Origin of the sequence: Parabacteroides sp. AF27-14 (assembly GCF_003635425.1) — a bacterium.
Taxonomy (GTDB): Bacteria; Bacteroidota; Bacteroidia; order Bacteroidales; family Tannerellaceae; genus Parabacteroides; species Parabacteroides distasonis.
Genome location: NZ_QTLZ01000011.1, coordinates 109273 through 127094, shown reverse-complemented (window position 1 = coordinate 127094; position 17822 = coordinate 109273). Strand labels below are relative to the sequence as shown.

At 44.8% G+C, this 17822-nt stretch carries 15 protein-coding genes; 8 read left to right on the top strand and 7 right to left on the bottom strand.

The window, feature by feature from the left end:
* Window positions 1-1185, top strand: coding sequence for a glycosyltransferase family 87 protein (locus DWY79_RS13065; RefSeq protein ID WP_122369460.1), 1185 nt, complete (start codon window positions 1-3; stop codon window positions 1183-1185).
* Between the two features lie 90 nt (window positions 1186-1275).
* Here DWY79_RS13065 and DWY79_RS13060 read toward each other — a convergent pair whose 3' ends face one another.
* From DWY79_RS13060 to yaaA, 3 genes are all read right to left on the bottom strand, one after another.
* A complete protein-coding gene (locus DWY79_RS13060) occupies window positions 1276-4518 on the bottom strand; it encodes a S41 family peptidase (RefSeq protein ID WP_122369459.1) in 3243 nt (1080 codons plus the stop codon).
* An 85-nt stretch (window positions 4519-4603) separates the two neighbouring features.
* Window positions 4604-5674, bottom strand: coding sequence for a 6-bladed beta-propeller (locus tag DWY79_RS13055; RefSeq protein ID WP_122369458.1), 1071 nt, complete (start codon window positions 5672-5674; stop codon window positions 4604-4606).
* A 97-nt stretch (window positions 5675-5771) separates the two neighbouring features.
* Window positions 5772-6536 carry a peroxide stress protein YaaA gene (gene yaaA / locus DWY79_RS13050; protein WP_122369457.1) on the bottom strand — a complete coding sequence of 255 codons (765 nt, stop codon included), beginning with the start codon at window positions 6534-6536 and terminating at the stop codon, window positions 5772-5774.
* Between the two features lie 151 nt (window positions 6537-6687).
* Between yaaA and DWY79_RS13045 the strand changes: the two genes are divergently transcribed.
* Together DWY79_RS13045 and clpB are read left to right on the top strand one after the other, a co-directional pair.
* A complete protein-coding gene (locus DWY79_RS13045) occupies window positions 6688-7320 on the top strand; it encodes a DUF4858 domain-containing protein (RefSeq protein ID WP_122369479.1) in 633 nt (210 codons plus the stop codon).
* Between the two features lie 340 nt (window positions 7321-7660).
* Window positions 7661-10249, top strand: a complete 2589-nt coding sequence (gene clpB / locus DWY79_RS13035) for an ATP-dependent chaperone ClpB (RefSeq protein WP_121961895.1) — start codon at window positions 7661-7663, stop codon at window positions 10247-10249.
* A 122-nt stretch (window positions 10250-10371) separates the two neighbouring features.
* Here clpB and DWY79_RS13030 read toward each other — a convergent pair whose 3' ends face one another.
* On the bottom strand, window positions 10372-11454 hold the full coding sequence (locus tag DWY79_RS13030; RefSeq protein WP_230327927.1) for a HAMP domain-containing sensor histidine kinase: 1083 nt from the start codon (window positions 11452-11454) through the stop codon (window positions 10372-10374).
* A 430-nt stretch (window positions 11455-11884) separates the two neighbouring features.
* Here DWY79_RS13030 and DWY79_RS13025 point away from each other — a divergent pair, with 430 nt between their 5' ends.
* From DWY79_RS13025 to DWY79_RS13005, 5 genes are all read left to right on the top strand, one after another.
* The gene (locus DWY79_RS13025) at window positions 11885-12208 is read left to right on the top strand and encodes a hypothetical protein (protein WP_005856696.1); all 324 of its coding nucleotides are present in this window, start codon (window positions 11885-11887) and stop codon (window positions 12206-12208) included.
* Between the two features lie 46 nt (window positions 12209-12254).
* Complete coding sequence (locus DWY79_RS13020) at window positions 12255-12935, top strand: OmpA family protein (RefSeq protein WP_005856698.1); 681 nt, start codon at window positions 12255-12257, stop codon at window positions 12933-12935.
* Window positions 12936-13042: 107 nt separating this feature from the next.
* Window positions 13043-14104, top strand: coding sequence for an endonuclease/exonuclease/phosphatase family protein (locus tag DWY79_RS13015; protein WP_005856700.1), 1062 nt, complete (start codon window positions 13043-13045; stop codon window positions 14102-14104).
* A gap of 108 nt (window positions 14105-14212) precedes the next feature.
* On the top strand, window positions 14213-14863 hold the full coding sequence (locus DWY79_RS13010) for a DUF4136 domain-containing protein (protein ID WP_005862113.1): 651 nt from the start codon (window positions 14213-14215) through the stop codon (window positions 14861-14863).
* 30 nt (window positions 14864-14893) lie between these two features.
* The gene (locus DWY79_RS13005) at window positions 14894-15514 is read left to right on the top strand and encodes an outer membrane beta-barrel protein (RefSeq protein ID WP_005862115.1); all 621 of its coding nucleotides are present in this window, start codon (window positions 14894-14896) and stop codon (window positions 15512-15514) included.
* 78 nt (window positions 15515-15592) lie between these two features.
* Here the strand turns inward: DWY79_RS13005 and DWY79_RS13000 are convergent, their stop codons facing one another.
* From DWY79_RS13000 to DWY79_RS12990, 3 genes are all read right to left on the bottom strand, one after another.
* Window positions 15593-16219, bottom strand: a complete 627-nt coding sequence (locus DWY79_RS13000; RefSeq protein ID WP_005862117.1) for a hypothetical protein — start codon at window positions 16217-16219, stop codon at window positions 15593-15595.
* The gene (locus tag DWY79_RS12995; RefSeq protein WP_087342825.1) at window positions 16200-17006 is read right to left on the bottom strand and encodes a metallophosphoesterase; all 807 of its coding nucleotides are present in this window, start codon (window positions 17004-17006) and stop codon (window positions 16200-16202) included. The genes DWY79_RS13000 and DWY79_RS12995 overlap by 20 nt, the downstream gene beginning before the upstream one ends.
* A gap of 90 nt (window positions 17007-17096) precedes the next feature.
* Complete coding sequence (locus DWY79_RS12990) at window positions 17097-17819, bottom strand: HAD family hydrolase (RefSeq protein ID WP_008778335.1); 723 nt, start codon at window positions 17817-17819, stop codon at window positions 17097-17099.
* Between the last annotated feature and the right edge of the window lie 3 nt (window positions 17820-17822).

Here is a 17822-nt window from a genome sequence, read left to right as displayed (position 1 = left end):
ATGAGATTAAAGACTTTAGCCACCCATCCGGTATGGAGAGAGCCCCGGGCTGTATTCGGGGTATGGATGCTAACAGGTGTTATTTTTGCTATTGTCAAGTTGTTGATCGGGAAATATAATAATTATAAGATATTTGAAGGAGTCTACTGGCATGCTATCGAAGGCTTAACCTTATATGGGGATCATTATCCGGAATATTATGATTCAAACCATTATGGAGTCTTATTCAGTCTTATCATAGCTCCTTTCGCCCTGTTACCGGAATGGCTGGGTATGATCTTATGGATAGCGGGGAATACCGCCCTATTATTTTATGCGATTAGCCGATTGCCATTGTCGAGTACCCAAAAAATCATTATTTATTGGTATTCGTATTGTGAGTTGATGACGGCTCAAGGAGTACAGCAATTCAATATATCAGTAGCGGCCTTTATCTTATTATCGTTTGTCTTGATACTGGAGAAAAAGGATTTCTGGGCGGCAGGCATTATTATGCTCGGAACATTTATCAAGATCTATCCAATCGTGGGATTGGCATTCTTTTTCTTCTCAAGGCAGAAAGTGAGATTATTAGTCTCTTGTCTTTTCTGGGGATTGGTTTGCTTTGTGATCCCGGTACTTTATACACCGGGGATTGAGTATGTGATCTCTCAGTATATAGATTGGTTTGAGCGATTGAAGGTGAAAAATATGTTGAATATGTTCGCTGATCCACAAAATATATCATTATTGGGAGTGGTTCGAAAGATATCCGGGAATCCGGACTATAGCGATATGTGGCTTATCATACCGGGCTTGATTTTATTTTGCATTCCATATTTAAGGATCTCGCAATATAAATATCCGGCTTTTCGCTTTATGCTATTAGCTAATGTTTTATTGTTTGTCGTATTATTCAGTACGGGAAGCGAGGCGAGTGGGTATATCATAGCGATGATAGGAGTCGCTATCTGGTATATATGCAGTGTATCGCCCCATAAGAAATATACTTATTGGCTTTGGATAACTACCTTGGTGATTGTTGGCTTATCCACTACAGAGCTGGTTCCATCGATTGTCCGGAATGGACTGATCCGTCCGTATGTGATAAAAGCTTGGCCTTGCATTGTAGTGTGGCTGACCATTTGCTATGAGATGTGTTTCTTGGATTTTAGTCATTCTCCCTATAAGCATATCACGACTTAGGCAGAGTGAATATCGCCTGTTTTTTAATAGAAGGTTACATAATAAAACGAGACTACTCCCGACAGGCGATGAGAGTAGTCTCGTTTTAAACTACTTTTTATCGATCTCTTTCAGCAATTCATTTACCGCTGTTCTCAATTGCGTATCTTCCCCTTTGACAACAGTTTCCGGAGAATTAGCGACTTTAACATCCGGTTCCAGCTGTGTGTTCTCTAAGTAACTACCGTCCGACAGGCGATAACCGGTAATAGGTGTGCCGAATACCAGCGTCGGATCTTGCAGGGTTTCCCAAGAGACGGTAGTCATTGTCCCCGGTACGGGCATACCAACTAAACGTCCGATGTGTTGATGCTTATAAACCCACGGGGTTCCATGTGCGTTACTATAATTAGCCTCGCATTGGAGCATGATGGAAGGTTTATTCCAGCGGCGGCTAGGCATATCGCAAGCCTCCCGGCCACGTGTCACTTGGGTGAGGTATTTCTCTCCGCTGAACAAGATCTCGATATCCTCATGCAAACGTCCACCACCATTAAAGCGGGTATCAATGACGATGCCCTCCCGGTCGTTATACTTACCTAGGATATCGGAGTAGACAGAGCGGAAACTAGGATCTCCCATGGATTGGATATGGACGTATCCCAATCGTCCGTTCGACCATTTATCCACGTCGGCGGCACGTTGCTTCACCCAGCGGGTATAAAGCAAGTTATTTAACTCACCGTTACTGATAGGCAAGACTACCTCTTCCCAGCGTTCCTTGGTTTGTGGATCGTAGAGGGAAACCAAGGTCTTCTTTTTGGTCTTATTGTTTAATAGCTTGGAGTAATCCATATCCGGGGTTATTTCTTGCCCGTCTATTTTCTCCATGACGGTACCGGCTTTTACCTTGGAACGTGCGTGATCGAACGGGCCTTTTTCCACTACCTCAGCGATTAATAAACCTTTGCCGCTATGGTTCCAATCGAAAAGTAGGCCTAGGTTGGCGGTAACATTGCCGCTTGTTTGCGGACGGAAGCGTCCTCCGGTATGAGATACGTTGAGTTCTCCCAGATATTCGCTTAGCAACTCTGCGAAGTCATAGTTGTTATTGATATGTGGCAAGAACTTACGGTAGGCGGCGGTCATAACGTCCCAATTTACGCCGTGCATATTCACGTTGTAGAACCGTTTTTGCTCTTGTTTATAGACATGGTCGAACATATACTCACGCTCGGCGGCCAAGTCCATTTTTAAGTTCGCTTGGTAATGAATCGGTGTTAGTTTCTCCGATCCCATATCCATTTTTTGCATGGAATTACTACCCAACAAGAACAGGTTCTTACCTTCCTTATCCATTTCCATGTTCGCCCATCCGGTATTCATCTTGTGGAGTAGCTTGGTCTCTTTCTTGCGCAAGTCCATTTTCCACAGGTCGTATTTGTCTTCGAAAGCCGAGAAATAATATAAGGTCTCGCCATTCTTCGAGATGACGGCGCTACCCATTTCGGAGGAATTAGGAGTAAGACGTAGGATACGATCTTGGATTCCTTTCAGTTCCACTACGATATCCTTGGGCTTTTCGTCTTTCTTTTCATCGGCTTTATCTTCTTTTTTCTTGTCGTCGATTTTGTCCCCGGTTACCTCTTTCTGCTCCTTTTCCAGTTCCTTTTGCAACTCATAATCCTCTTTGCTCAAGCGGAATTTATCATAAGCGTCTTGATTCATGAATACCAGCATGGCATCATTCAAGGAGCCCCATGAAGCATGCGCACGCATTCCATAACGCTCGGTGGTGAATAAGATGGCGTTTCCATCCAGTACCCATTGTGGGGAGGTGCTGGTGTAACCGCTATTGGTCAGGTTGGTAATCTCCCCGCCTTGCGCGCTAACCAAGCCGATATCCGAATAAGGATCGTGCTTGTTTCCGATAAACCGGAGCGTGAACCATTTACCGTCCGGCGACCATGAGTAATCGAAACCGCCGGCTGTACTATACCATGTGGAGCCATCCGTGACTTGGCGTACTTTCTTCGTCTCAAGGTTGACTACCATCAGCCGCATACGATCTTCTATGAAAGCGAGTTCCTTAGCATCCGGCGAGAATTGAGGATAATTACGCTCTACGGTCTTAGAAGGCAGGAGAACTTCCTCTTCGATAATCGTCGCGTTCGGGAAATTAGCTTCTTCCTTACGGGCGATCTTAGCCAAGTAAAGTTGCCAATTACCACCACGCTCGCTGGCGTAAGCCAAGGTACGGTTATCCGGCGAGAAGCATACGCCTGTTTCGGCGGCCGGGGTATGGGTGATTTGTTTGGTCGTGTTGTAATCGGCCGAGGTGACGAATACCTCGCCTCTTAGGGTTAAGGCGATCTGCTTGCCATCGGGGGATACGGTGGCTGAGGTAGCTCCTTTGCTGGAATTCAGATCGCTGATTTGCTCTTGATCGTCACGGATCAAATCAATCCGCACTTTCTGCGGATTGACTCCCGGACGTTGTGTATAGATCTCGCCATCGTATGTGTAGCATAATGTATTGTCGCTACCTGTAGAGAGGAAACGTACGGGATGTGTCTTGAACTTAGTAACCGCCGTTATAGATTGTGGGGTGTTGAGAGGGAATGAATATACATTGAAAGAACCTCCGTTGCGTTCGCTCAGAAAGTAAACCGTCTGTCCATCCGGGGTAAATACGGCGTTGCGGTCTTCTCCCGCATGGTCGGTCAAATTGGTATGTTTTCCAGTTTGCGTATCGTACATCCATATATCCCGGGTGACGGACGAGGTATGATGTTTACGCCATTCATCCTCGAAGCCCTTACGGTCTTGGTATAAGAATGTCTTTCCGGACTTATCGAAGCAAACCATCTCGGCGGGTGTTCCCAATACTTGCTCCGTACGTCCGCCACCGATCGGCACTTTATAAAGTTCCGTCATGGCCGAGGTCGGGAATAAGGCACTCTGGGCGGGATCTTGTATGGATGCGGAGAAGAGTACGTATTTACCGTCGGGAGTAAAGGCCGATGGAATCTCGGAGGCGGAATGAGTGGTGAGGCACTGTGCCGTTCCACCGTTGGAGGGCATTACGAATAAATCGAAATTGCCGTTACGATCGCTGGCGAAAGCGATTTGTTTTCCGTCCGGAGACCAGATTGGCGTGCATTCATACGATGCTTGGGTGGTAAGTTGTGTCGCTGTTCCTCCTTTGGCCGGTACTTTATAGATATCTCCTTTGTAACAAAACGCTATCTCTGTTCCATCAGGAGAAATTTGTACATCACGCATCCACAAAGGGGTTACAGCGTAGCTGGTAGTCGCAAAGCCCAAGGCAATGCAGGTTAAAAGTTTTTTCATGTACTTAATGCTTTTTTAGAATGGTACGAAGATACATATTATTTTGTACCCATCAGTCTGCTCTCTATTGAAATATTAACTGGATTTACCCTTTCAATTTCACGATAAATAACACGAGGCTTTCCCCTTGGGCCTGTGCGGGGAAAGTATTTCGCAGATCCTCTCCGGATTTGCTGAAACAATAGGAATGGCAATAGGGATCGATAGGGTCCATTCGTCGCACATTACCGGTTTGATAAAAATTATCTTTTAATCCTTCTTTTACCTGCCAGCATTCTTCCTTCTCCGTATCATAACAGAAGGTGTAATTTCTGGACTCATCCTCTGCGTTATAGTAAGTAGATACCCAGAAACGGCTACCCATGCGGATCGGTAGCAAAGGCAGTGTATTCTTTCCTGCAAGGTTCTCCAAGGCTTGGCTTTGCCGCTTTTGCTTAATATATAAAGTGTCCCGTAATAAGTTCCCGGGTTGATAGGAGGGGGCGTAGGCATAAACCGTTCCGCTTCCGGGCTCCACGGCTACTTCCGGGGCGAGACAACCGATCGGGCATGCGGAACGTTCCAGATCGACCGGACGGATCGTATGAGATTGTAATTTATGGAAAGAGGAATCGTATTCAACGATTTGTTTCTCAATCGTGGCAGTTTTCCCTGCCGTATCCCCATGAACACATTCCTCGGTGGTAAATATCCGGTTATTGTGCATGGATATGGATAGCATATGCCTATTCTCCGGAAGGTCGCATTTCAGTTTCTTACGGGTAAGGAGATCACCATTGAATGAGTAATAGAAAATATCGTCCGTGTTTCCAAGTACGATCAGCTGCTGGTTGGCCGGGTTCACTACATACCCCGCTACCCGTATGTCATCCGGATGGGTGATGCGACAGATAAATTCTCCCTTGCGATTGAAACGATAAAGCGTCTCATTGCTGATAAGGAATAGGTTATCTCCCTCTTGACGGATATACTTGGCCTCCCTGATCGAATGCGTCCCTGAGTCCTGTAATGGAATGGCGATTACCTCATCCGCGATGTCAGACAAGGCTCCGGTAGGGTTGCTCCGGATCGATTCATTCGAGATTAACAGGTTATAGGCTTGCTTTCCGCAAACCAATAGAACAAGTAGTAATAAATATGTAAAGGTTCTTTTCATATCACCGCTAAATTAAAGAAGGATAAACCTTTTTATGATTTTTACGAATTGTTTTTATAAAACGTAGATCATCTGATTTTATTGGATAAGCCTAGAATTATTCTTGTAGAAATACCCAATTATCCCCCTCGGACATGGATTCTTTATAGGAAAAGCCTTCCCATGTGAATGCTTTTAATGCCTCCGGGTCAGAAATCCGGTTCTTTATGAGATAGCGGCTCATTTGTCCCCGGCACATCTTGGCATAGATCACGATCGTCTCCGCTTTGCCGTTCTTCCAGATCTTGAACTCGGGCGTGATGATCCGGACGGATCGCTCCACCTCCTTCCACTGGAAAGAGGGTTGGATATCCAAGCTGGCTAGATTCAGTAGGATTCCGTCTCCCTGTCGGACGTCATGGATTAATATATTTGTTTGCCTGTCCTTCCAGAAGGTGTACATATTCCCGTCGCCTAGTTCCGGGATTTTTACGTCGAACTCCATCCGGTAAGGCTTGATAAGGTCTAATGGGCGAAGTAACCCGTAGCATCCCGATACGAAACGCATATGTTCTTGCGAGAAAAGAAAATCCTCCTCCGTGAAGTCTTTCGGGCTGATATTCTTGAATACGACACCGGTATAGGCGAGTATCGCTTGCAAGGGCTGGTTGTCTTCCGCATGAAAATCTTGGTATCTGCGGTAACATTCCGCCGCCAGTTTCGGGCTGAGCTTGAGGATACGACTTAATTCGTCAATGGGAAATTGGGTCATATGCAGGGCGATCTCGTTCGCCTCTTGCTGGAAACGTGGAGTCGTGCCTTGCGGCGCTTTTATCTTGGATGTCCCGGTCATTGTCTTAGCCGGAGATAATAATATCAACATATCTATATTGGATTTGGATTGATCGCATAAAGGTAATCCATATTAAGATTCAAATAGGGTATAAGCATCCCAATAAATCTTAAAGTATCTCGACTCGAATGGGGGATTTAATGGAGGAATGAGTCTTGGTGATAGAAATGTAATGAGGATTATGAAGATGAGAGACGTGAAGATGCGACCTATATTCCTTTTGATAGTATTCATCCTACCTACGATGGCCCATGCGCAGTGGACGGAACAGGATTCTTTGCGCCTGCAAGAATTTTTATCCGGCAAGGAGGAGATACGTTTGAATCCTGAGTTTCAGAAGGCGATAGAAAGCGGGACTTTTCTACGACCCGATCAACCGGGAACCCATATGTTATCCTCGCCAGGTGAGTTGCCGATTACAAAAGACTTCTCGGAATATGTACAGTTAGATACTTTACGTAGGTTGACTAATTATGATTCGATTACCCCAGTCCTATTCATGCTGCTGAATTTTAAGTCACCTTCCCGTTCATTGGCCATACAGAAGCAAGCGCACACGATTAGGCTCCCTAAGAATCAGGATTGGAAAGAGTTTAAGGTAGGTAAGGTTCCTATGGCTGCCAACGTAAAACTGACTAATATATACTCGGATGTCGTGAAGGATGGCCAGCGAAGGGGAGGGGTACTTGCTACCATAAGAGTCTATTTCGACGCAGAGGATTTACTAGAGACTATTTTCTGGAAAAGTGCCCGTGACAAGAAGAGAAACAGGAAACGGGAGAATACGTGGAAGTATTATAATGACTATCCGTAAATTGTTGGATTTATAGGATATAACCACTCGAAAAAAACACGTACGTGAATTTCAAAAAACATGTACGTGTTTCCGGAAAAACTCGTACGTGTTTTTTTGAGAACATTGACTGTTTTTACCTAGATACTGTGTGTTTACTATCAAAACCTTTTTCTCTCTCTTTTGTTCTTTCTGAAAAGATACGTCCTAATGACATCCGAAATGGACGGTTTGACGGGGAGTTTTCTATTCTGTTTTATAATATTAAGACAAAATGTCATATTTTCGTTTTGGTATTTCTTTTGTAAGGATATAAGTGTAAAATAAATTAGAAAAGAATATAAGAAAGGAGCTTAAATATATGAATTTAAACAATTTTACAATCAAGGCGCAGGAGGCTGTTCAACAAGCCGTACAGTTGGTTACCAAAAATAATCAACAGGTTATCGAACCGGTTCACTTGTTGAAAGCTGTCATTATGACGGGTGAGAGTGTTACTAATTTTATCTTTCAGAAATTAGGGGTAAACGCTCAAAACCTGAATATGGTACTGGATCGCCAAATCGAATCTTATCCTAAGGTTTCGGGAGGCGAACCCTATCTCTCTAGCGAGTCGAACGCTGTCTTACAGAAGGCGATCGATTATTCCTCTAAGATGGGGGATCAATATGTATCGTTGGAGCCGATCATCTTGGCGTTGTTCACGGAAAAGAGCACCGCTTCACAGATATTGAAAGACGCCGGCGTGACAGAGAAAGAGTTACGCCAAGCGATCGAGGAATTGCGTAAAGGAAATAAGGTGACAAGCCAATCCGCCGAGGAGACGTACGATGCCTTAGGAAAATACGCCATCAATTTGAACGAGCGTGCCCGTAGCGGTAAACTGGACCCCGTGATCGGACGTGACGAGGAGATCCGCCGTGTCTTGCAGATCTTGAGCCGCCGTACGAAGAACAATCCGATCTTGATCGGTGAGCCGGGTGTAGGTAAGACTGCTATCGCTGAGGGGTTGGCCCATCGTATCGTTCGGGGTGACGTTCCCGAGAACTTGAAGTCTAAACAGATCTTCTCGTTGGATATGGGCGCGTTGATCGCCGGAGCTAAATATAAAGGCGAGTTCGAGGAACGTTTGAAAGCGGTGGTGAACGAGGTTACGAAATCCGAGGGTGAGATCATCCTCTTTATCGATGAGATTCATACCTTGGTAGGAGCCGGTAAAGGCGAAGGCGCCATGGATGCCGCTAACATCTTGAAACCGGCCTTGGCTCGTGGTGAGCTACGTTCGATCGGTGCCACGACGTTGGATGAGTATCAGAAGTATTTTGAGAAGGATAAGGCGCTTGAGCGTCGGTTCCAGACCGTTATCGTAGATGAGCCGAGTGAGTTGGATACGATCTCCATCCTTCGTGGTCTGAAGGAGAAATACGAGAATCACCATAAGGTACGTATCAAGGATGATGCGATTATCTCTTCCGTGCAGTTGTCTACCCGTTATATCACGGATCGTTTCTTGCCGGATAAGGCGATCGATTTGATGGATGAAGCCGCCGCCCGTCTGCGTTTGCAGATCGATTCCGTACCGGAGTCGTTGGATGAGGTTTCCCGGCGTATCAAACAGTTGGAGATCGAGCGTGAGGCGATCAAGCGTGAGAACGACAAGTCGAAATTAGAGCTACTGAATAAGGAGATCGCCGACTTGAAGGAGGAGGAGACTAAGCAAAAGGCTCAGTGGCAGAGCGAGAAGGAGCAGATCAATAAGATCCAGCAAAATAAGATCGATATCGAGAACCTAAAGTTTGAGGCTGATAAGGCGGAGCGTGAGGGGGATTACGGTAAGGTCGCTGAGATCCGTTACGGTAAGATCAAGCAAAAGGAAGAGGAGATCAGGGAGGTACAGGCTAAGTTGAAGACGATGCAAGGTGCCGCGGCTATGATCAAGGAGGAAGTGGATAGCGACGATATCGCCGATGTGGTATCCCGTTGGACTGGAATTCCAGTCAGCAAGATGATGCAGAGCGAGAAAGATAAGTTATTACGTCTGGAGTCCGAGCTTCATACCCGTGTGATCGGTCAGGAAGAGGCGATCAACGCTATCGCCGATGCGGTTCGTCGTAGTCGTGCCGGCTTACAGGATCCGAAACGACCGATCGGTTCTTTCATCTTCCTCGGTACTACCGGTGTGGGTAAGACGGAGTTGGCCAAGGCGTTGGCCGAGTATCTGTTCGATGACGAGAATATGATGACCCGTATCGATATGAGTGAGTATCAAGAGAAATTCAGCGCGACTCGTTTGATCGGTGCGCCTCCGGGATATGTGGGTTACGATGAGGGTGGACAGTTGACGGAGGCGATTCGCCGGAAACCTTACTCAGTTGTCTTGTTCGATGAGATCGAAAAGGCGCATCCGGATGTATTCAACATCTTGTTGCAAGTCTTGGATGATGGACGGCTGACGGATAACAAAGGCCGTGTTGTCAACTTCAAGAACACGATCATTATCATGACAAGTAACCTAGGTTCTTCCTTGATTCGTGAGAACTTCGAGAAGATGACACCCGCCACGCATGACAAGGTGGTAGACGAGACGAAGATCCAAGTACTGGAACTGTTGAAGAAGACGATCCGTCCGGAGTTCTTGAACCGTATCGACGATATCATCATGTTTACTCCGCTGAACGAGGAGGAGATTCGCAAGATCGTATCCTTGCAGTTGAACAGCGTGAAGAAGATGTTGGCTACGAACGGTGTCGCCTTGGACTTCACGAACGAGGCCTTGGACTTTATCGCCGACAAGGGCTTCGATCCTCAATTCGGTGCCCGTCCGGTAAAACGTGTCATTCAGAAGTATGTCTTGAACGAGTTGTCAAAGGCTTTGCTGGGTGGAACGGTAGACCGTAACCGCCCGATCGTGATCGATAGGAAAGACGATGGTCTGGAATTTAAGAACTAAAGTAGACTTGAACGCTTGACGTTAAGCGTGGTGTTTCTATAAAATAATGAAGGTGGAATGATCCTATGTGAATCATTCCGCCTTTTTATTTTTCACTAATAGGTAGATACGGCTTGGTGCGATTATTTCCGGGTGGGAACCGTGCACCAAAATGTAGATCCTTTTCCAACGCTTGACTCCACGCCGATCTCTCCACCTAAATGTTTAATGATTAATTCACAGATAGACAGCCCGAGCCCCGTACCTTGGGTGAAGGAATCTAATTTAGCGAATCGCTCGAAAACACGGGAGATATTTTCTTCCGCTATCCCTTTTCCCGTATCGGTAACAAAGAAATAAATATCGTCTTTCCTTATTTCATATCCGATCGTTATCATTCCCTCGAAAGTGTATTTGCAAGCATTATTGATGAAATTAGCCAGTACTTGGGATAAACGGTTTCTCTCAGTATGGATAATGTAGCTTTCCGCAGGCAGTTCCGTGCGGAATTCTACTCCTTCCTTGATCTTGAATCGGTAACTCCGCCATAGGGTTTGTATAAGCTCGTTAATCTCTACTTCCGTATAAAGGAAATCCAATATACCGGCTTCTATTTTTGACATATCGAGTATGTCATTGATTAAATTAAGGAGTAGCTCATTGTTTGCGTGAATGATTTTAGCGAATTCTTTGATCTCCTCTTTATCCTCACTTTCGCTGATAAGGGTCGAGAAACCTACGATCGCATTCAATGGGGTCCGTATCTCATGGCTCATATTGGCGAGGAAAGCACTTGTCAACCGGTTTGATTCTTCCGCCTTCTCACGTAAGCGGATCACTTCTTCGGCCATATTTCGTTCGGTGTCAAGAATGTCTTTCTTATGCCGATGTTCCCTCATCGAAAGGAGGATAAGTAGAAAGGCGATAAGAGCTATCGCCACTACCTCGAATGGGGACTCTATCATGAAACTCGGGACTACTACGAGGCTCATTTGCTTAAAGGTAGAAATAGGGTAAAGTTTGGGGTTGATTGTTGACGTGGAATGGCCGTATGCTTGATCGGTTTTAGACAGGAATGATTTGTAGGCACCTTTCATGGAATGTTTAAGATCGCTTGGCGTGATTGGACTGATTACATATGAGGTCTTGAATAAGTAAGCCTTGATAGGCCCGATTTTGCTCCTGAGAGCTCGGGTACTTGTGGTACTTTGTATTTTAGGTTCCATTGTAATCATAATTTAATACATTTAATGAGTTCTAAAAGAACTTGAGTATCAAATGACTATATGTAAATAAATGATGGAGTGTATTTTGATTTTAACACAAATAAGACTGGCTTTAGTGTTTTTTGTGATCCATAAAGATATTGGAAGTCTCTTTGGGGTACTCGGTTGGAAATATATTCTTTCAAAGAAAATATCATGCGGAACAGTAAATTGCCCGGAAGCTATAAAAAATAATAGGTCTATATGATAATCAAGTATTTTTATTACCTTTGCTTCCTATAAAACCTAAGCTCTTTTAGAACTATGTTCAAGTAAGGGCATTTGCTTTTGTTAAGTCATGTCCGTAAATAAGCTTAATTGTTTTTGGGATATAAAATCAAAATATTTCCGTACATTTGCCGCTATTCAAACCAATTAAACAAGATTAATTATGAGCACGAACAATGACGAGCTACTTTACGACGAGGATGATTCCGTAAAATTTATCCAGAATTATCTTCCCCAAGAACTGAAAGGAAAGTTCAGTAATGACGATATCAACTATATCGTAGACTTGATCTACGACTTCTATGAATCTAATGGCATGCTAGATGATGATGGTGACGATGAGATCGAGATCGATGAGGAAGAGGTTGTAAATTATGTAATTAAGAACGCCCAGAAAGACGGCGTAGGCAAATTCGAACCGGAGGAAATCACTTTTATAGTACAAGGAGAACTTGAATATTGCGATTCGATCAACATGTTTGATTGATATTTGTTATATATATAAAGTTGTTTAAGTGAAATTGTAGAAGATGATGAGGAACATTAAATTATTATCTGTTTTACTGCTATGTATGGCAGTGGTGTTTACGAGTTGCGGAACGTGGAATAACACGGCGAAGGGTACGGCGATCGGTGTAGGCGGTGGTGCCGCTGTCGGAGCTGGCGTTGGTGCCTTGGCCGGAAATACCGCATTGGGTGCCGTGATCGGTGCGGCCGTAGGTGGTACAGCCGGTGCGTTAATCGGTAAGAAAATGGATAAGCAGAAGAAGGAGCTGGAAGCTACCCTGCCTGAGGACACGAAGATCGAAAGCGTGAACAATGGTGAGGCCTTGAAGGTTACTTTTGACTCCGGTATCTTGTTTGCCACGAACTCGAGTACGTTGAGCGACGCTTCCAAGAGTGCCTTGCGTAACTTCGCTACCAGTTTGAAGGCCAATCCGGATACGGATATCCGAATCATCGGCTTTACGGATAACACCGGCAAGGTGGATTATAACCAGACCTTGTCCGAGAAACGTGCGAAGAGCGTTTACGATTACCTGATGATGCAGGGGGTAAGTACGGATCGTATGGTTTATGAAGGCAAAGGTATACATGATCCTGTGGCTAGCAATGACACTCCCGAGGGTCGTTCGTTGAACCGTCGTGTTGAGATCGTGATCTTGGCTAATCAGAAGATGATCCAAGAGGCTCAACAAGGAACGCTTCGATAAGTTTTTTAAAGCTATCCCTGCCGGAAGCGGACAGGTTATAGTGTATGAATTGGGGGACTGTCTTTTCCGGATAGTCCCTTTTTTGTTTAAATCGCAGGATAGGAAGGATGAAGAAGTTGATATATATTTTATTTGTGTTGATTACGATCGCTTTTGCCGTGGCAGCCATAGCCGGATTCGCTACCGGACGTATGAATCCGGAAGGGAAGGAGTGGATCTCGTTTCCCGGATTGGTGTTATTACCGGTATTGGCGGTCAATCTATGTCTTTTCTTGATGTGGTGTGTCTTTAGGAGCCATTGGTGCTGGGTACCTTTGGCGGCGTTATTGTTGAACTGGGAGTTTTTGATATCGATGTTCCAGATACGGGTCTTCCCTAAAGAGATTCCGATAGGGAAAGAAGCGGTTAAGGTGATTACCTATAACGTGAATAATTTCAATACGGACGGAAAGAAACAGCTTCCTAATATAGCGGATTGGCTGAGAAAGGAGGACCCGGATATCGTTTGCCTCCAAGAATGCCCTGTTGAATCGGCCCTGCGGATGGATTCTGTCGCCAAGACCTTATCGTTCCTACCGTATTATTGCTCTACCCGTTCGGCTACGAAAGCGGCGGGCAACGCTATTTTCAGTAAATATCCGATCCTTCGTTTTGAGTCTATCCTATACCCGGAGTCTAGCAATAAATCCTTGTTTGCCGTCATGGATATCCAAGGGGATAGTGTTCGTGTATTTAATAACCATTTCCAAACGACTAGCGTGAATGCCGTAAAGCCTCGTCTTTACCAAGCCCATGCCGAGGGTAAACAATTGGAGGAAACCGAGGCCGCCTTCCATATGGCTTTTCAGATGAAGAAGAATTTCGTGAAACGGGCTACTCAGGCGGATTATATCCGTCAGATGTTGGATGCCGGGGAGGGGCCCGTGATTCTTTGCGGTGATTTTAATGATACACCGGCCTCTTATACGTACCGTACCGTGAAAGGTGATTTAACGGATGGGTTTCGTGACTGTGGCTCCGGTTTCGGGTACACCTTTCGTCAATTAAAGCGTATATTTCGAATTGATTACATAATTTATTCTCCTGATTTTAAGGGTGTAACTTATGATTCTCCTAATTTAGACTACAGTGACCATAAGCCCGTCGTATGGTTAGGATATGTTAATTAACACACCCAAAAGGATAGTTTTAGAACCTTTTTCAACTCATGCTGTTTTAATAGTGACTTATATATAAGCACAAATAATAGTATAAACTGTTTTAAACGTTAAAATGAGATGAAAAAGATTTTTCCTTTTTTTCTGTTAGTTCTTCTGCTGGCTTCTTGCCAAAAGGACCCGGACATGTCGAAATTGGACAATGATTTTCTGGTGTTCACGAATCATGATAAGGACGCGAAATTCGAATCGTTCACTACGTTCTACATTCCGGATAGTGTATTGGTTATCGGCACAAGCGAGAAACCTCAGTTCTGGACAGCCAATGAAGCAGACGATATTATCACTACGTTGGTGAATAATATGGAAAGCCGCGGTTTCAAACGCACGCTAGACAAAGATAACGCCGACTTAGGTCTGCAAGTTTCTTACGTACAAAGTACTCAATATTTCGCTGACTACAACGATGGCTACAACTACCCGTACTGGTGGTGGAACTATCCGGGATATTGGAGTCCGGGTTACTGGGGACCGGGTTGGGGTAATTGGTATTACCCGTATCCTGTAGTGTATAGCTATAGTGTAGGTTCCTTGTTGACTGAGTTAGTGGATTTGGATGCTCCTGCCGCTTCTAAGGCAGACGCTAAACTTCCGGTTCTTTGGACCGCTTACATGAGTGGCTTGTTGTCTGGTTCTGATAAATTCGACACTCAGCTAGCTGTTCGTGCTATCGAGCAAGCATTTGTACAATCTCCGTACGTAAAGAAATAATAATTCGAATGATTAAAAGTTTGAGGTTCTATGAAAAAGATAAATAAATTAATCGCTTTACTCATCGTTTGTATGGCGATGCCTGCTCTGGCTGGCGCCCAGGTTTTGAAAAACGCGTATTTTAATGTAGACTGGCAGATCAACTCTCCGTTCGGTCAAGACTTCTCAAAGAAGACTAGCGGTTGGGGTGCTCACGCTGAGGGTGGTTACTATGTGATTCCTAATTTCGCTATAGGTGCGTTCATCTCTTATCATACAAATAATGAGTATGTGGACCGCCAGACGATTCCGGTAAACTCAACATCCGTAATCACTTCCGATCAACAGCATTCTATCTTCCAGTTACCTTTTGGCGCGGCTTTCCGTTATAACTTCGCTCCGGAAGGACAATTCCAACCGTATGTTGGCGCTCAGTTAGGTGCTAGCTATAGTGAGATGTCTACCTACATGAACGTGTTGAAGGTTTACGATCGTAACTGGGGATTCTATGTAGCTCCCGAGATCGGTATGACCGTGTACTTCACACCTCAGAAACAGATCGGCGTACATATGGCCGCTTATTATAACTACGCTACCAACAAGGGGGATGTCCTCAGCTATCATATCGATGGTTTGAATAACTGGGGTATCCGCTTAGGTCTAGCGTTCTGATAGACAACGTTTGTTCTTTTAAGTGTTTTATGTAGTTTAGGGAAACGGAGGGCAGTGAATGTCTTCCGTTTCTTGCTTTTATAGGATCTGTAGTTTCACCCCGAATGAAAGGCTTAAATAATCTTTTGGCTTCAAGTAGCTGTTGCCGATAGCGTTTATTATATACAAATCGCAGGTGCTCAACTCATAGAAGAAGCTGATGGATTTATGCCAGCTACTATTTGGATTCAGTTTGAGCGTGATCCGCTCCCCGATAAAGATATGGTTACGGATGCGGGTGGAGAACCAATAATATCCCGGGGGATACTTATTCGGTTGCTTGGCCCAGAAATCCCGGTCAAATAGGAAATTTACGTAGATACCGCAACAAAGAGGCTCGAAAGATACTTTTTCTCCCAGATCGATATTCCAAGGAAAATAGTTTTGTTTCAAGGTGAAAGTCACGTTCGCGTGATCATTCGCGTTGCGGGGGACGATACCCAGCAACATATCCGTTTCCCAATGATTCCGGTAATAATTCCAACCGGTACCCACGGAGAGCATCGCCATGGAACCTGCGAATTGTACTTTCGTATAGCGAGGGATGACCCGTTGCCATGCGTTCTCGTACCGTTGCACTCGTTTCGTGTATTTATCCTCTTGCGCATGGAGTGTAAGGGGAAAGACACAAGTTAAGAGGAGAAGCTTAAAAATTGACCACTTCATACATATAATCGTCAGGGGTTAAGGTAAAAAGAAGATAACTTCGTTTGGCGATATTGGCGCAACCGTAGTAGATAATACCATCCTCAAACAAATCGGCTGCCGATACACAATGGTTATGCGCATGCAAGCAGAACATTAAAGATGGTAATGTCTTGATATAAAGTTGGAACACGTCTTTCACGTTATTGTCGAACTGTTCGTTCCCGGGAGGGGCGTGCATGACTACGATCGTGCGTTTATTACGGGTACTATCCGCTATCTCATTCTTTAGGAAATTAAAATCGGGTACCGGATGGGAATAATCATACTCGATAGCGTTCGTATTGAGGCATACGAATTTCACGTCGCTCACGACAAACGAGAAGTTCTCATTCCCAAAGATTTTACGAAATACTTGGTCGCCATTACCGATCACGTCGTGATTACCGATCAACCCTACGTAAGGCACTTTTAGTTTGGACAAGATATCATCGTTCCACTCGAATTCCTTCTTTAAGCCGAACTCCGTATAATCTCCTCCATGGATAATGAAATCGATGCTATCTAATTGATTAACGTACTTGACGAAATCTTCCGTCTCGTTATAACTCCGCTGGGTATCGCCCATAAAAATAAAACGGATCGTGTCTTTCCCTTCGCAGACTTTCTCGATACGCTCGATATTGGTCGGGTTGATCTCCTGGGAAGTATCGGAATCCAGACGGCCGTCATACGGATGATAGTCGATTAAGTCGCAAGCCGTGAGGAGCGTAGCGGCAGAAAGCCATATGTATTTCTTTAAAAACATAGCATCCTAACTTTTTTATATGCAAAGTTAGGATGCTATCAGTACCAAAAAAGGTCATTTCTGAGCTTATACTGGTCTAAAATGTATATTCTATAAAGCGAATACTTGCTTTATTTCCGTGAAGTCGGATAATACGATATCGGCAGTCTCATTTCCTTTATAAGCGCTCCAACCAATACTTTTTAGCCAGATTGTCTGGCATCCGATCCGGGTGGCGGGGACGATATCCTTATCATAGGAATCACCTACGACAACAATCTCGTCGGCGGGAAATCCCAGTTTATCCACTCCTAATCGGAAGATCGCCGGGTCCGGCTTACGGATACCTACGACCGCCGATTCCACGATAGCGCCGAATAAATGATCCAAACCGAAATCTTTCAACACGGATTCTATGTTCCCATAGAAGTTCGATACCAATACCAATGGGTAACGTTCCGCTAATTGCTCCAGAATGGGGCGGGCGCTATCGATTGCCTTCCGGGCGTATTCGTAACACCAATCCGCTAATTGTTCCGGTAACTCCGGGGTAATCGCCTCGGCGGATAAATGCCCGTTCTCTTTCAGCCATTGGATTTGTAAATCGCTTTTCAAGCGCAACATATCCAAAAACGTATGATGAGGCTTCACGATCGGATTCTTTCCAAGCGTTCTTTCTCCATGTACATAGGCATCACGGAAAACCGCTTTGGATACGGGAACCTTCAAGGCCTCATACGCCATCCAGATCACCTCTGCCCAGTGCATGCCGTTACTGTCTATCGTTCCGCCGTAATCAAAGAGGATTCCTTTTACTTTGTCTAAATTGAACATAAT